This is a genomic window from Nocardia sp. NPDC050378 (genome assembly GCF_040655675.1).
Classification (GTDB): Bacteria; Actinomycetota; Actinomycetes; order Mycobacteriales; family Mycobacteriaceae; genus Nocardia; species Nocardia coubleae.
The window spans coordinates 391153-405236 of the sequence record NZ_JBFAKI010000006.1 but is presented as its reverse complement, the minus strand read 5'-3'; the positions used below and the strand labels follow the sequence as shown (position 1 = coordinate 405236).

At 68.1% G+C, this 14084-nt stretch carries 14 protein-coding genes; 5 read left to right on the top strand and 9 right to left on the bottom strand.

Annotated features, from left to right (window positions below; translation table 11 throughout):
- Nucleotides 1–35: 35 nt before the first annotated feature.
- Genes AB0I35_RS17120 through AB0I35_RS17090 form a run of 7 tightly spaced genes read right to left on the bottom strand, consistent with a single transcriptional unit; the run spans nt 36 to nt 7463 of the window.
- Nucleotides 36–692: a GntR family transcriptional regulator gene (locus tag AB0I35_RS17120; RefSeq protein WP_357396962.1), complete on the bottom strand. Its 657-nt coding sequence runs from the start codon at nt 690–692 to the stop codon at nt 36–38.
- The gene (locus AB0I35_RS17115) at nt 692–1867 is read right to left on the bottom strand and encodes a CaiB/BaiF CoA-transferase family protein (RefSeq protein ID WP_357396960.1); all 1176 of its coding nucleotides are present in this window, start codon (nt 1865–1867) and stop codon (nt 692–694) included. Before AB0I35_RS17115 ends, AB0I35_RS17120 begins: the two co-directional genes overlap by 1 nt.
- On the bottom strand, nt 1864–2655 hold the full coding sequence (locus AB0I35_RS17110) for an enoyl-CoA hydratase/isomerase family protein (protein ID WP_141811936.1): 792 nt from the start codon (nt 2653–2655) through the stop codon (nt 1864–1866). Before AB0I35_RS17110 ends, AB0I35_RS17115 begins: the two co-directional genes overlap by 4 nt.
- A gap of 11 nt (nt 2656–2666) precedes the next feature.
- Complete coding sequence (locus AB0I35_RS17105; RefSeq protein ID WP_357396959.1) at nt 2667–3824, bottom strand: CaiB/BaiF CoA-transferase family protein; 1158 nt, start codon at nt 3822–3824, stop codon at nt 2667–2669.
- 11 nt (nt 3825–3835) lie between these two features.
- Entirely contained in the window at nt 3836–5005 is a 1170-nt protein-coding gene (locus AB0I35_RS17100; protein WP_357396957.1) for an acyl-CoA dehydrogenase family protein, read from the bottom strand.
- Nucleotides 5006–5007: 2 nt separating this feature from the next.
- Nucleotides 5008–6963: an AMP-binding protein gene (locus tag AB0I35_RS17095; RefSeq protein WP_357396956.1), complete on the bottom strand. Its 1956-nt coding sequence runs from the start codon at nt 6961–6963 to the stop codon at nt 5008–5010.
- Between the two features lie 38 nt (nt 6964–7001).
- Complete coding sequence (locus AB0I35_RS17090; RefSeq protein WP_357396954.1) at nt 7002–7463, bottom strand: MaoC family dehydratase; 462 nt, start codon at nt 7461–7463, stop codon at nt 7002–7004.
- Nucleotides 7464–7509: 46 nt separating this feature from the next.
- Here AB0I35_RS17090 and AB0I35_RS17085 point away from each other — a divergent pair, with 46 nt between their 5' ends.
- The 5 genes from AB0I35_RS17085 to AB0I35_RS17065 are packed head-to-tail and all read left to right on the top strand — an operon-like array spanning nt 7510 to nt 11730.
- Nucleotides 7510–8757 (top strand): acyl-CoA dehydrogenase family protein, encoded by a 1248-nt coding sequence (locus AB0I35_RS17085; protein WP_357396953.1) that lies wholly within the window; start codon nt 7510–7512, stop codon nt 8755–8757.
- A complete protein-coding gene (locus tag AB0I35_RS17080) occupies nt 8754–9653 on the top strand; it encodes a CoA ester lyase (RefSeq protein WP_357396951.1) in 900 nt (299 codons plus the stop codon). The genes AB0I35_RS17085 and AB0I35_RS17080 overlap by 4 nt, the downstream gene beginning before the upstream one ends.
- The gene (gene fabG / locus AB0I35_RS17075) at nt 9650–10396 is read left to right on the top strand and encodes a 3-oxoacyl-ACP reductase FabG (RefSeq protein ID WP_357396950.1); all 747 of its coding nucleotides are present in this window, start codon (nt 9650–9652) and stop codon (nt 10394–10396) included. The genes AB0I35_RS17080 and fabG overlap by 4 nt, the downstream gene beginning before the upstream one ends.
- Entirely contained in the window at nt 10393–11265 is an 873-nt protein-coding gene (locus tag AB0I35_RS17070; protein WP_357396949.1) for a MaoC family dehydratase N-terminal domain-containing protein, read from the top strand. The genes fabG and AB0I35_RS17070 overlap by 4 nt, the downstream gene beginning before the upstream one ends.
- Nucleotides 11266–11277: 12 nt before the next feature.
- On the top strand, nt 11278–11730 hold the full coding sequence (locus AB0I35_RS17065; protein WP_357396947.1) for a MaoC family dehydratase: 453 nt from the start codon (nt 11278–11280) through the stop codon (nt 11728–11730).
- Nucleotides 11731–11784: 54 nt separating this feature from the next.
- Here AB0I35_RS17065 and AB0I35_RS17060 read toward each other — a convergent pair whose 3' ends face one another.
- Together AB0I35_RS17060 and AB0I35_RS17055 are read right to left on the bottom strand one after the other, a co-directional pair.
- Nucleotides 11785–12678: a CoA ester lyase gene (locus AB0I35_RS17060; protein WP_357396946.1), complete on the bottom strand. Its 894-nt coding sequence runs from the start codon at nt 12676–12678 to the stop codon at nt 11785–11787.
- A 53-nt stretch (nt 12679–12731) separates the two neighbouring features.
- A complete protein-coding gene (locus tag AB0I35_RS17055) occupies nt 12732–13868 on the bottom strand; it encodes a beta-propeller fold lactonase family protein (protein ID WP_357396945.1) in 1137 nt (378 codons plus the stop codon).
- Nucleotides 13869–14084 lie beyond the last annotated feature (216 nt).

The following is a 14084-nucleotide window of genomic DNA, read 5'->3' as shown; positions in this document are numbered from 1 at the left end:
CCTACCCTTTCCTAGTTCACGCATAAAATATTATATCATTTCCAGAAGCCGCGTGATTCGAGCATGTGCACCGCTCGATCACCACCGTGCAGGAAGTGCTCTTCGGTGACGGCGCGCGCCGTGTCGGCGTCCCGCGCCCGCAGGGCGGCGAGGATCTCTCGGTGATCACGGTCGGCGGTGTCGGACCAGTCGTCGTGGGTCTCGTAGAAGCCGTGCGGGCCGGCGCTGCCGAGCACCTTGAGTTCGGTGAGCAGACGCCGAGAACCACTGGCGCGGTTGATCATCCGATGGAATTCGAAATTCAGTGTTTCGCGGTCCCGGCTCGACGCGGTCGCCATCCTGTCCAAAATCACGCCCAGCGCGTCGAGCGAGGACACACCGATCCGCTCGGCCGCGCGGGCGGCGGCCAGCCCGGACACCACGCCGAGCAACCAGTAGTGGTCACGGACGTCGTCGCGCGTCATCGGGGCGACGAACGCGCCGCGCCGAGGCGGCATGTCGACGATGCTCTCCAGTTCCAGGGCGATCAGCGCCTCACGCACCGGCAACTTGCTGATACCGAGCGAATCCGCGATCTCGTCCTGGTCGATCTTGTCACCGGGACGGAGCTCGCCCGCGAAGATCCGCCGCCGGATCTCCTGCACAGCAGAGGTTTTCAGGCTGGTCGGCGGTGCGACGCGCGGCAGGTCCATCAGGACTCGCTCGGCCGGGCGAGCCGGGGCGCGAACTCGGCCCGGATCGCGTCGGTGTGCGCGCCGAGCGCGGGCACCGAACCATCGGTCACCGGCCAATCCCGTGCCGTGCCCGGCGGCAGCAGGGCCGGCACCGGCCCGGACGGGGTACCGACCTCGCGCCACCGGCCGCGCTCGCGCAGCTGGGGATGCTCGGCGAGCTCACGTACCCCATTGAGCCGGGCGTTACCGATCCCGGCCTTGTCGGCGGCATCCTGGATCTCGGCGAGAGGTCTTGTGGCGCACCACTGCTGAACAACGGCGTCGACCTCGGCGCGACGCGCGACCCGGTCGTCGTTGTGCAGATAGCGCGGGTCCTCGGCCAGTTCCGGGCGTCCCATCAGCTCGGTCATCCGCCGCCACTCCCGGTCACTGGTGGTGCCGAGCACCGCTGTCTGCCCGTCGGCGGTCGGATACGCGCCGTAAGGCGCGATCATCGGCGAACCCATACCGACCGGGACCGGCTCGGTGCCCGCGTGCAGCACCTGGTTGAGAGCGAAGCCCATCATCTCCGACACGACGTCGAGCATCGCGACCGGCACGACCGCGCCGCGTCCTGTCCGCTCACGGTCGTAGAGCGCGGCCAGGACCGCCGAATACGCGTACAGGGCGGTGCCGATGTCGGCCACGGGGATTCCGGGCTTGGCGGGATGTCCGGGAATGCCCGTGATCGCGCACGAACCTGCCTCGGCCTGGATCAACAAATCGTAAGCGCGCTTGTGATCGAGCGGACCGCCGCGGCCGTAGCCGGAGATGTCGACGATGATCAGCCGAGGGAACCGGCGAGCCAGCTCGTCCACACCGAGACCGAGCCGATCGAGCGCGCCGGGTCCGAGATTGCTCACCAGCACATCGGCGCCGGGCAGCATCGCCTCGAGGACCGCCAGGTCATCAGCGTCGCGCAGATCCAGCGCCGCGGATTCCTTGCCGTGGTTGAGCCAGGTGAAATGGGCCGACAGGCCGCCGACCACCGTGTCGTAGTGCCGCGTCGAGTCGCCGTATCCAGGCTGTTCGACCTTGATCACCCTGGCGCCGAGGTCGGCGAGGTGCCGGGTACACAGCGGTGCGGCGATGGCCTGTTCCAGGCCGATCACCGTCACCCCGGCCAGCGGAGCACGCGTTGGTTCGGTGCTCATGAGAACTTGGGCTCCCGCTTCTCCCGGTGCGAGCCGACGCCCTCGACGACATCGGGGCCGCCGAAGTGATAGAACTCGAGGCCGAGCGAGGCGTCGAAGATCGGCATCGCCTGCCGGTACCAGCCGTTGAGCGCCATCTTGGTGCCCTGGATACCGGCCCGCGAACCGGCCGCCAGCTTCTGCGCGATCTCCATCGCACGGTCCTGGACCTGGTCGTCGTCGACGCACAGCGACACCATGCCGATGCGCTCGGCTTCCTCGCCGGTGAGTACCTCGTTGGTCAGCAGGTGGTACTTGGCCTTGGCCATCGAGGTGAGCAGCGGCCAGCAGATCGCGGCGTGATCGCCCGCCGCCACACCGAGGCGCACGTGTCCGTCGACGATCTTGGCGCGACGGCCCGCCACCGAGATGTCGGCGAGCAGCGCCGCGACCAGACCCGCACCCGCGGCGGGACCGTTGATCGCGGAGATGATCGGCTGGGGCACCTCGATGATGTTGCGCACCAGGTCCCGCGCCTCACGCATCACCCTGGTCCGCGAGGTGTAGTCACCGATCATGGCCTCGACCAGGTCGAAGCTGCCACCGGCGGAGAAGGCCCGCTCCCCCGCGCCGCGGATGACGACGGCGCGCACCGACTCGTCCAGCGCGATCACGGGCCAGATGTCGGCGAGGTGGCGGTGTGCCTCGGCGCCGACGGAATTCAGGTTCGGCCCGTCCAGGACGATCCGTAGCACGCCGTCGGCGGGGCGGTCGATCGTCAACGACGAGAACTCCTCGTAACCGGGCACTTGTTGTCCTTTCATTCGGTGATCGACACCGCGTCGGCGCCGGTGGGGGCGGCGGCGGTCGCCCACCGCGCCAGAATGTCGTCGAGATCGCCGAGTCCGGCGGGTGGGCGCGACGGGACGCGAGCCGGGGTGCGGTCGAACCGCGGTGCGGGCGCCGGGTGCAGCACGCCCGAAACACGGTGGAACACTCCGCGTTCCACGTTGTGCGGGTCTTCGGCGGCCTCGTCGAAGGTGAGCACCGGTGATACGCACGCATCCGTGCCCTGGTAGATCTGCCACCACTCGTCTCGGGTCCGCTTCGACACGGCATCGGCGATGAGTTCACGCAGTCTCGGCCACTGTTCGCGGTCGTCCTGGCCCGGCCAGTCCGTGGTGTCGGCGCCGAGTCGGCTCACGAATTCGCGGTAGAAGTCGGGTTCGAGCGCGCCGACCGCCAGGTACCGGCCGTCAGCGCACCGGTAGGTGTCGTAGAACGGGGCGCCGGAGTCGAGGAAGTTGGTTCCCGGCTCGTCGGAGTACAGCCCGGCGGCGCGCAGGCCCTGCAATTTCGCCGTCAGTACGGCGACACCGTCGACCATCGCCGCGTCGATGACCTGACCGCGGCCGGTGCGCGCGGCCTCCACCAGCGCGCAGGCGATGCCGAAGGCGCCGATCGCCCCGCCACCGGCGTAGTCGCCGAGCAGGTTGATCGGCGGCCGCGGTGCCCCGCCTTCGGCGGCGAGGGCGTGCAGGGCGCCGGACTGGGCGACGTAGTTGATGTCGTGTCCGGCGACCTTCGCGCGGGGACCGGTCTGGCCGTATCCGGTGAGCCGGACGTAGACCAGGCGCGGGTTGCGCGCGGTGGCGACCTCGGGGCCCAGACCCAGCCGCTCGGCGACACCCGGGCGATAGCCCTCGATAAAGACATCGGCCGAATCAGCAAGGCGCAGAACAGCTTCACGCCCTTCGGGGTCCTTCAGATCCACCGCCACCGACCCGACACCTCGGTTGACCACATCGGTCTCCTCGGTCAGGCCGACAGTCTGGCTCAATTCACGCGCCGAGCGGTGCGGTGGCCGCACCACCCGGACGACGTCGGCGCCCATGTCGGCCAGCAGCATCGAGACATAGGGCACCGGTCCCATGCCCGCCAGCACGACGACACGCACACCCGCCAACGGTCCCGTCATCGGTTCTCCTCCTAGTAGGAACGGGGTAGGCCGAGCACCTGCTGGGAGATGTAGTTGCGCACCATCTCCTGGGAGAACGGCGCGTTGCGCAGCAGGCGAACCTCCCGCCACAGCCGCTCGATGTGGTACTCCTTCGCGTAGGCGTACCCGCCGAGCGTGGAGAACGCGCGATCACAGGCCTCGAAACCGGCTTCGGCACCGAGGTACTTGGCCGCGGCCGCCTCGGGACCACACGGCAGACCTGCGTCGAACAGTTCCGCCGCACGCATGATCATGCCTTCGGCGGCTTCGAGCCGGATCCAGGAATCGGCCAGCGGATGCGCCACGGCCTGGTTCTGGCCGATCGGGCGGTCGAAAACCACGCGGTTCTTGGCGTATTCGGCACCGATCTCGAGCGCGGCGCGGCCCAGGCCGACGCCTTCCATACCGACCACGATGCGCTCGGGGTTCAGGCCGTCGAGCAGGTAGTAGAAGCCCTTGTCGACCTCACCGACGAGCCGGTCGTCGGCCACCTCGAGGTTGTCGATGAACAGTTCGTTGGTGTCGATCGCGGCACGTCCGAGCTTGTCGATCTCGCGGACGGTGACCTTGGAGCGGTCCATGTCGGCCAGGAACAGCGACATGCCCCACAGCGGCTTGTCCTCACGCCGCGGCGAGGTGCGGGCCAGCAGCAGGATCTTGTGCGCGTTCTGGGCGTTGGTGATGAACACCTTCTGCCCGTTGATCACCCAGCCACCGTCGACCTTGGTCGCCTTGGTCTTGATCCGCGAAGTGTCGACGCCCGCCGTGGGTTCGGTGACGCCGAACGCCATCAGCAGTTCACCCGAGGCGAGCTTGGGCAGGTACTCGCGCTTCATCGCCTCCGAGCCGTACTTCACGATCGGCGCGGGCGGGAAGGCGTAGAAGTGGATCGCCGAGCCACCGCTCATCCCGGCGCCGGACGCCGAGATCTCACCGAGCATGACGGCGGTCTCCTTCAGACCGAGGCCGATGCCGCCGTACTCCTCGGGGATCATCGCGCCGAGCCAGCCGCCCGCGGCGAAGGCTTTGACGAAGTCCCACGGGTATTCGTGCTTGTTGTCCTTGTCGAGCCAGTAGTTGTTGTCGAACTTGCGCGCGAGTTCACGCGTGGCCTGTCGGACGACTTCGACGTTGTCGTCGGTCGCTGTAGCGGCAGTCATTGCTACTCCTGTTCGTCGCCCGCGGACACGGGGATCGCTTCGAGTGGGGTGGCGGGGTCGAGGGAGGACATGTCTCCGGTCGGTGCCCCGAGATACCGGGACCGAATGGCCCGGCGCATGATCTTTCCGTTCTTGGTCTTGGGCAGGCTCTCCACGACGACCACCGAGGGGGCGAACGAGCGTCCCGCATTGCGGATCGCGGTGTCCTGCAGGTCTTCCGGTGTCTGTCCACTGGAACGCATCACCGCGAAAGCGACCGCGCGCTGACCGCGCAGCTCGTCGGGCACGCCGATCACGGCGACCTCCGCGATCCGGTTGTCGCGCAGCAGTGCCGCCTCGATCTCGGCGGGACCGACCCGGCGACCGGACAGCTTGATGGTGTCGTCGGATCGGCCGTGGATGCGCCACATGCCCTGTTCATCGATGCTGGCGAGGTCGCCGTGTACCCACACGCCGTCCCACTGATTCCAGTAGGTGTCGAGATAGCGGTCGCGATCCTGCCAGAACGCATGGGTCATGCCGGGGAAAGTGTTGCGGACCACCAGTTCACCGATCTCACCGACGACCGGATTGCCGTCCTCACCGAACACCGAGGCGTCCACACCGGGTAGCGCGCCGGTGAAGGCGGCCGGGGCGGCAGGCAGGAACGGGTACCCGATCAGGATGCCGCCACCGACCTCGGTGCCACCGCTGTAGTTCACAATCGGCCGGGTGCCGCCGCCGACCTCGGAGAACAACCACCACCAGGTGGGTTCGTCCCAGGCCTCGCCGGTGGACACGAAGGTGCGCAAGCTCGGCATCGCATGGGTCACCTCCTCCCCCGCCGCCTTCAGCGCACGCGCCGCGGTGGGCGCGATACCGGCGACGGTGACACCGTTGCGTTCGATGATCTCCCACATCCGGTGCGCGCTGGGGTGGGTCGGCAGCCCCTCGATCATCACGATCGTCGCGCCGAGCTGTAGCGGGCCGGTCATCAGCATGGGGCCGACGAGCCAGCCGAGGTCGGTGATCCAGGAGACGACGTCGCCTTCGTGCACGTCGAAGCCGTAGCCGAAGTCGACCGCGGTCTTCACCGCGAAGCCACCGTGGGAGTGCACGATGCCCTTGGGACGACCGGTGGTGCCCGAGGTGTAGACGATGGTCAGCGGGTCGTTGGACTCGGTGTCGGCGGTCGGCACCGGGGCCGGGTCGGCGTCGAGCTCGTCGTAGTAGACGTCGCGATCTGCGCGCATCGGCACCTCGGTGCCCAGATGCCGGACGACCACGACCTTGGCCACCGTGGGCGCCGATTCCAGCGCCGCGTCGGCGGTCGCCTTCAGCTCGACCCGCTTGCCGCGCCGCGTCGTGCCGTCGGCGGTCACCAGCAGCACCGCTTCGGAATCCTGCAGGCGGGTGGCGAGCGCATCAGGCGCGTAGCCGCTGAAGGTGGGCACCGAGACGGCACCGATCATCGCGATCGCGAGGAAGGCCACCGCGGCTTCGGGCACCACCGGCATGAACAGCACCACCCGGTCGCCGCGCCGCACACCCAGCTGGGTGAGGTTGGCGGCGAACCGTCGCACCTGTTCGTCGAGTTCGGCGAAGGTCAGCGTGCGCCGTTCGCCCTCGTCGCCCTCGTAGACCACCGCGAGCCGGTCGGCGGCGGGGCCTCGAGCGTGCCGGTGCGCGGCCAGCTGCGCGATGTTGACGCCGCCGCCGGTGAACCACCGGGGGAACGGTTTTCCGGCCGAGTTGTCGACGACACGGTCGAACGGGACCGAGAAGTCCACGCCCAGATCGGTCGTCGCGGCCCGCCAGAACCACTCGGGCTCGGCGATGGCTCGCTCGTTGAGCGCGGCAACCGCCGCGGCGTCGTCACCGAACCCCCAGGCGCGCATCGCCGCGAGCAGACGGCTGCGCTCGCGGATCGTCGCGTCGGGCACCCAGGCCGGCTGCTCGGCAGGCTGAACGTCCACCATGACGTGTCCTCCTCGTTGCTGGTTCGTCGTGTGGTGGATCAGGCCTGCTCGGCCGGACGCTTCATCATCAGGCCCACGCGCACGGCGTCACAGACCACCTCGTCGCGCTGATTGATCCCGAGATGACGAAAGGTCACGATGCCGGAGTCGTTGCGGCTCTTGGACTCTCGCTTGCTCTCGATCTTGGTCTGCACGTGGATGGTGTCGCCGTGGAACACCGGCTTGGGGAACTTGATCTGCTCGAAGCCCAGGTTGCCCAGGGTGGTGCCCTGCGTGGTCTCGGGCACGGTGATGCCCGAGACCAGGCCGAGGATGAACAGGCTGTTCACCAGACGCTGGCCGTAGATGGAGTCCTTGCTGTACTCGGCGTCCAGATGCAGCGGCGCCAGGTTCAGCGTCATCACACTGAACAGCGTGTTGTCGGCTTCGGTGACGGTGCGACGGTTCACGTGGTCGATAACCATCCCCGGCTCGAACTCCTCGAAATACAGGCCAGCCATGTCGCGTCCTCTCGGAATATATTATGTACTAGACAGTGTCGAACGGATGCTACCTCACCGTTCGACTCATCGTATATTATATCATTGTATATTATATCTAGTATCAGCCTCAACCACAGAGGAGCCGAGAGTGTCCGAACTCAGTGCCGAGGACTTCGAGCCGATCCTGGCTCACGTCCGTACGTTCATCCGTACCAAGGTGGTCCCGCGTGAGCAGGAGATCCTGGAGACCAACGCGATCCCCGACGACATTCGCCAGGCCGCCGCCGAGATGGGCCTGTTCGGGTATGCCATCCCCCAGCAGTGGGGCGGCCTCGGCGTCGACCTCACCCAGGATGTCGAGCTGGCCATGGAGTTCGGCTACACCTCGCTGTCGCTGCGCTCGCTGTTCGGCACCAACAACGGCATCGCCGGTCAGGTGCTGGTCAACTACGGCACCGACGAACAGAAGAAGCAGTGGCTCGAGCGGATCGCCTCGGGCGAGGTGCTGGCCTCCTTCGCGCTCACCGAGCCCGGCGCGGGTTCCAATCCCGCCGGGCTGCGGACCCGCGCCCGCCGCGACGGCGACGACTGGGTGATCGACGGCCAGAAGCGGTTCATCACCAACGCCCCCCTGGCCGATCTCTTCGTCACCTTCGCGCGTACCGCCGAACCCGGCCCCGACGGACCCGGCATCGCGGTGTTCCTGGTGCCCGCCGATACGCCGGGCGTCATCGTCGGACCCAAAGACGCGAAGATGGGCCAGGAAGGCGCTTGGACGGCCGACGTCACCTTCACCGACGTCCGAGTCCCGGCCGACGCTTTGGTCGGCGGCTCGGAGGATGTCGGATACAAGGCCGCGATGGCCTCGCTCTCGCGTGGTCGCGTGCACATCGCCGCGCTGTCGGTCGGCACTGCCCAGCGCGCGCTCGACGAGTCGGTGGCCTATGCCGCCACCGTCACCCAGGGCGGTACGCCCATCGGGGACTTCCAACTCGTGCAGGCGATGATCGCCGACATGCAGACCAGCGTGATGGCGGGTCGCGCACTCGTGCGCGACGCCGCGGCCAAGTACGTCTCCGGCGAGGACCGGCGCATCTCCCCCTCGGTGGCCAAGCTGTTCTGCACCGAGATGGTCGGCCGGGTCGCCGACAACGCGGTGCAGATCCACGGCGGCAGCGGGTACATGCGCGAAGTGACCGTCGAGCACATCTACCGCGATGTCCGCCTGCTGCGCCTGTACGAGGGCACCAGCGAAATCCAGCGCCTGATCATCGGTGGTGGGCTCGTGCGCGAAGCGAAGAAGCGCGCGTGAGCACCGGCACCACGACGGAGCTGGCGACCCGGATCCGCGTCGCGTCGACCCTGCTGTTCGTCCCGGCCGACCGGCCCGAACGCTTCGCCAAGGCCGCCGCGGCGAATCCGGGTTTGGTCGTCCTCGACCTCGAAGACGCCGTGGCACCCGATGCCAAGGCGGCTGCCCGCGACAACGCCGTCGCCTGGATCGAGGCGGGCAACCAGTGCGCGGTGCGTATCAACGCGCCCGGAACCGACTGGCACGCAGACGATCTCGCTGCTCTGGCTCCGCTGCGCTGCGCGGTCGTACTACCCAAAGCCGACATCGGGAATCTCGAGGGTGTCATCGATGCGCTCACCGAAGCACGAGCGAGTGCTCCCTACCGCCCGAAGGCCGCCAGCAGCCAACCGTTGCTCATCGCGTTGGTCGAAACGGCGGCGGGGGTGTTGCATGCCGGGGCCGTCGCGGCCACTCCGGGCGTGGACCGGCTCGCGGTCGGCACCTTCGATCTGGCCGCCGAACTCGGGGTGGACCCCACCGACCGTGAGGCACTCGCCGGTACCAGACACGCCTTGGTGCTCGCTTCCGCCGCCGCCGGGTTGCCGGGCCCGATCGATGGTGTCACCGGTGTCGTCGACGACGCCGACCTGGTCGAGGACGACGCCCGCTACAGCAAGCGGCTCGGCTTCACCGGCAAACTCTGCATCCATCCGCGTCAGCTCGACCCGGTAGCCACCGCATTTCGCCCGACCGAGGCCGAACATGCCTGGGCACGAAAGATCTTCGCCGCGATCACCGACACCTCCGGTGTGGTCGTGGTGGACGGTGCCATGGTCGACAAACCGGTGCTCGACCGCGCCCGCCGCATCCTGGCCCAGCTCGACGCCACCACCGACAGTGAGGAACAACCATGACCGGACCACTTCTGGCCGACAAGACCGCCGTCGTCACCGGCGCCGCCCAGGGCATCGGCTATGCCATCGCCGAACGATTCGTCGCCGAGGGCGCGCGCGTCGTCATCGGTGACATCGACGGTGCCGCCGCCCAGGCCGCCGCCGACAAGCTCGGCGGTGCGACCGTCGCCCGCGGGGTGCGTTGCGACGTCACCGTCGCCGACGAGGTCCAAGCGCTGATCGAGGCCGCCGCCGAGTCCTTCTCCCCGGTCGACGTGATGGTCAACAACGCCGGCATCACCCGCGACGCGACCATGCGCAAGATGACCGAGGACCAGTTCGACCAGGTCATCGCCGTCCACCTCAAGGGCACCTGGAACGGCACCCGGCTGGCCGGTGCGGTGATGCGGGAACGCGGCAGCGGCGCCATCGTCAACATGTCGTCGTTGTCGGGCAAGATCGGCCTGCCCGGCCAGACCAACTACTCCGCGGCCAAGGCCGGCATCATCGGCCTGTCGAAGGCCGCCGCGAAAGAGCTCGCGCACCTGGGTGTGCGGGTCAACGCCATCCAGCCCGGCCTGATCCGCACAGCCATGACCGAGGCCATGCCGCAGAAGGTGTGGGATCAGAAGATGGCCGAGATCCCGCTCGGCCGCGCCGGTGAGATCGACGAGATCGCCACGGTGGCACTGTTTCTCGCCTCCGACATGTCCTCGTACATGACGGGCACGGTGCTCGAGGTGACCGGCGGGCGGTTCATGTGAGCACCACCCCTGCCTGGCAACCCCACCTCGAGACCTCCACCGAGCTCCTCGATCCCGCGCCCGTGGCCGCGCTGGCCGCGCTCCTCGACGACGGTCTCCCCACGCCGTGCCCCGGCGACGCCCTGCCACCACTGTGGCACTGGGTGGCGCTGCCGCGCTGGGCCGCATCCGGCGCGCTCGGACCCGACGGCCACCCGCGGCGCGGTTCGTTCCTGCCCCCCGTGGAACTGCCGCGACGCATGTTCGCCGGGGGTGAGATCCGGTTCCACGCGCCGCTTCTCGTCGGGGGCACGGTGCGCCGCGAGGCCGAAGTGGTGTCGGTGACGGAGAAGAACGGCCGCTCCGGCGCCCTGGTCGTCGTCGATGTCCAGATCCGATTGTTCGGCGATACCGGGGAACTCGCGATCGAGGAATCGCAGAACCTGATCTACCGGGAGGCCGCGCCCGCCCCGGCCCGCGCCGCGCAACCGCCGCGAGCCGAGGACACCGTGCCCGGTTCCCCACTGCACCGATCCTCGGACAACGCGTGGGATCTGCGCACCGACCCCGCACTGCTGGCCCGGTTCTCGGCGGCCACCGCGAACGCGCACCGAATCCACTACGACTGGCCCTACGCCACCGGCGTGGAGGGGTACCCCGGGCTGGTCGTCCACGGGCCCTTGCAGGCGATCGCGCTAGCCGAGATCCATCGTCTGATGGACGGGGCGCCTGTGCGGGAGCTGCGTCACCGTGGTCGGGCCCCGCTGTTCTGTGGGCAGCGCGCCCGCCTGCTCGCCACCGAGGTACCCGACGGCGTCGCACTCGAGTTGTTCGGTCCCGGTGGGGAATCCGCCGGTCCGAATGCCACCGTCGACCTCACCACCGATTAGCCAGGAGACACCGTGCCCCGCGTTTTCACCACCCTCGACGAGGTCCGCGCCGCCGTGGGCGAACCGATCGGGCCGAGTGAACCGTTCCTCGTCGACCAGACGCGGATCTCCGCGTTCGCCGTCGTCACCGATGACGAGCAGTGGATCCATGTCGACCCGGCGCGCGCCGCCGCCGGGCCCTACGGCACCACCATCGCCCACGGGTATCTCACGCTGTCGCTGATCTCGCACTTCCGGCCCGAACTCCTGGACTTCGGATTCGGTTCGGCACGAGTGAACTACGGCGTCAACAAGGTTCGCTTCCCCGCGCCGCTGCGCGTCGGGTCGAATCTGCGGGCCACGGTCACGATCACCGATGTCACCGAGACCCCTGCCGGTGCCGCCGTGACGGCGAAGTACGTACTCGACGGCGGTGAGGCCAAGCCCGCCTGTGTCGCGGAGACGGTGCTGCTGATCGTGAGCTGATCGGACAGACGCAAAAGCGGGGGTGGCCACGGCCACCCCCGCTTTTCGTTGTACTTACGCGTTGGCCGCCACGGCATCGGCCAAGGCGATGACACCCTCCGCCGTCTTCACATGGGCCAGATCGATGTGCTGGCCTTCGAAGTCGACCGCCGCGCTACCGGCGGCTTCGGCCTCGTTGAAGGCCGCGATCATGCGCCTGCAGTAGTCGACGGTTTCCGGCGACGGCGAGAACACCTCGTTGGCGATCGCCACGTGCGAGGGGTGGATCGCCACCAGACCGCGGTAGCCGAGCTGACGGTTGTCCAGGCAGAAGCGACGTGCGCCCTCGAGGTCCTTGATGTCCTGCCATACGCCGGTCACCGGGTGGTGCAGTCCGTTCGCGCGCGCGGCCAGGATGATCCGGCTGCGCAAGTACAGCGTCTCCAGGCCACCGGGGGTGAACTCGAAGCCGAGCTCGCGGCCCACGTCGGCGTTGGGGCCGGTGGCGCCGAGCAGGGAGGCCACCCGGGGGCTCGCGCCCGCGATCTCCTCGCAGTGGGCCATCGACACCGCCGTCTCGAAGGACACGATCAGCTGCACGGTGCCGACCTCGATGCCCTCACGCTGTTCGATGTGGCTCAGTACCGCGTCCAGGCGCACGATCTCGTCGGCGGTGAACACCTTGGCCAGGAACAGCCCGGCCAGCCCCGGCCGCACGATGGCTTCCAGGTCACCTCCGAGCAGGCCACTCACCTCCGGGTTGGCCCGCACCCACAGGTCGGGGCGCACGCCTTCGGCCGTGAGCCGGTCGATCGTCGCCGCGACCGTGCCACGCGCCTCGATCTTGTCCGAGGCGGGCACCGAGTCCTCGAGGTCGAGGATCAGCGCGTCGGCCCCGGAGGCGACGCCCTTGTCTGCCCAGGAACCCTTGTGACCGGGGACGAAGAGCATCGAGCGGTACGGTTTCATCGTGTGCCTCCCTTGGCAGCTGTGCGAGTGTCTTCAATATAATATATGTAATATCATCTCTGCTCGGCCAGTACCGCGTTGGCTCCGTCGGCGAAGATCAGCCCCGTGTCGACGGACTGCTCCCCCGTCGGCGTGAGCCGCCCGTCGGGTGCCATCGCATACGGATGCACGCGCGCGGTGATACCGACCGTGAGAGTGTCGATGAGAAAGACTCGTTGTGTGTCCGAGTCGACCACCACGCGGCCCGGCAGTGTGCCCGCCGGCGCCGGGTACGGCGACCCGGGCAGCGGGCTCAGCGACCCGTCTTCCGCGATCTGGAACCCGCCGATCTGGCCCGCCATCGCCTCGGCCATGTACATCCGGCGGCTGTCGGCGGTGAAGACCGCACCGTGCGGCAACGGCATCAGCCCGGTGCGGAAGGGCGACCCCGGCACGGGGGTCAGCTTTCCGTCGGCGCCGATCGCATAGCCCGAGATATCGCCGGCGGCTTCATTGCTGACGTACAGGAACCGCCCGTCCGGCGTCACGCCGGGCAGGGTCGACATCAAACCCGCCCCGACGGAATCGACCAGGGTCAGCCCACCGTCGGCCCCCACGGCGAAACTGAACGCCGTCGCCTGCAGCCAGCCGACGGCGAAAACGAAACGGCCGTCCGGGGCGATCGCGAGCTGATTGAGGGCACTCACGCCGGGTATCCGCACCGCACCGGTGAAAACCAGGCCACCGGTGGTGGTGATCGAATAGGTGCGGATCTCGTTGGTCACCGAACCGCTCGTCACGAACAGGCGTTTCCCGTCGGGTGCGACCACGGCGCCCACACCGGGACCGCCCAGCTCGAGGTTCGCCTCGGGAATCGGGGTGAGAACGCCGTCGCCGCCGAGGCGGAATCCGTTCACAGTGCCCGACACCGTATTGGTCGAATAGACGTGGCGCCCATCGGGTGTCACCGTCACCGCCAGTGAACCGGTCCCGGACGGAAAGGGTGAGCCGGGTACGGTCGACAACCTGCCTGCCTCGTCGAGACCGAGCACACTGATATTCGACGATGCCGCACCGCTGATCACCAGAAACCTGGCACCCGGATCAGCCAGGGCGACCGCGGAATCGAGCCAGCCGCCCGAGGCGAGTGCGAGAGTCACAGCGAACCCGGCGGCCGCGCGCCGGGACCGAAAACGCTGGGTAGAGAACATGTGTGCAACCTCCGACCGGTCGACGAGCACCGCTGCTCGCCGACCGCATAGAACACGCGCGATCTGCGCCAGGAACGAATCGGGCGGAATTTTTCGTGCACCACCCTTTTCGCGACAAACGCTAGCCACGCTTCCCTGCACGTGATGTCCAAGAATGTGGACAGTAGATAATTTTCGGTCAGCACAATTTCCGTATTTCGACGAACTGCACAAAGG

What these genes read in the sequence shown, in the direction of transcription:
- AB0I35_RS17100 (WP_357396957.1), bottom strand. Translation starts at nt 5,005, where the DNA reads ATGACTGCCGCTACAGCGACCGACGACAACGTCGAAGTCGTCCGACAG.
- AB0I35_RS17090 (WP_357396954.1), bottom strand. Translation starts at nt 7,463, where the DNA reads ATGGCTGGCCTGTATTTCGAGGAGTTCGAGCCGGGGATGGTTATCGAC.
- AB0I35_RS17115 (WP_357396960.1), bottom strand. Translation starts at nt 1,867, where the DNA reads ATGAGCACCGAACCAACGCGTGCTCCGCTGGCCGGGGTGACGGTGATC.
- fabG (WP_357396950.1), top strand. Translation starts at nt 9,650, where the DNA reads ATGACCGGACCACTTCTGGCCGACAAGACCGCCGTCGTCACCGGCGCC.
- AB0I35_RS17120 (WP_357396962.1), bottom strand. Translation starts at nt 692, where the DNA reads ATGGACCTGCCGCGCGTCGCACCGCCGACCAGCCTGAAAACCTCTGCT.
- AB0I35_RS17095 (WP_357396956.1), bottom strand. Translation starts at nt 6,963, where the DNA reads ATGGTGGACGTTCAGCCTGCCGAGCAGCCGGCCTGGGTGCCCGACGCG.
- AB0I35_RS17085 (WP_357396953.1), top strand. Translation starts at nt 7,510, where the DNA reads ATGCTACCTCACCGTTCGACTCATCGTATATTATATCATTGTATATTA.
- AB0I35_RS17060 (WP_357396946.1), bottom strand. Translation starts at nt 12,678, where the DNA reads ATGAAACCGTACCGCTCGATGCTCTTCGTCCCCGGTCACAAGGGTTCC.
- AB0I35_RS17105 (WP_357396959.1), bottom strand. Translation starts at nt 3,824, where the DNA reads ATGACGGGACCGTTGGCGGGTGTGCGTGTCGTCGTGCTGGCGGGCATG.
- AB0I35_RS17055 (WP_357396945.1), bottom strand. Translation starts at nt 13,868, where the DNA reads ATGTTCTCTACCCAGCGTTTTCGGTCCCGGCGCGCGGCCGCCGGGTTC.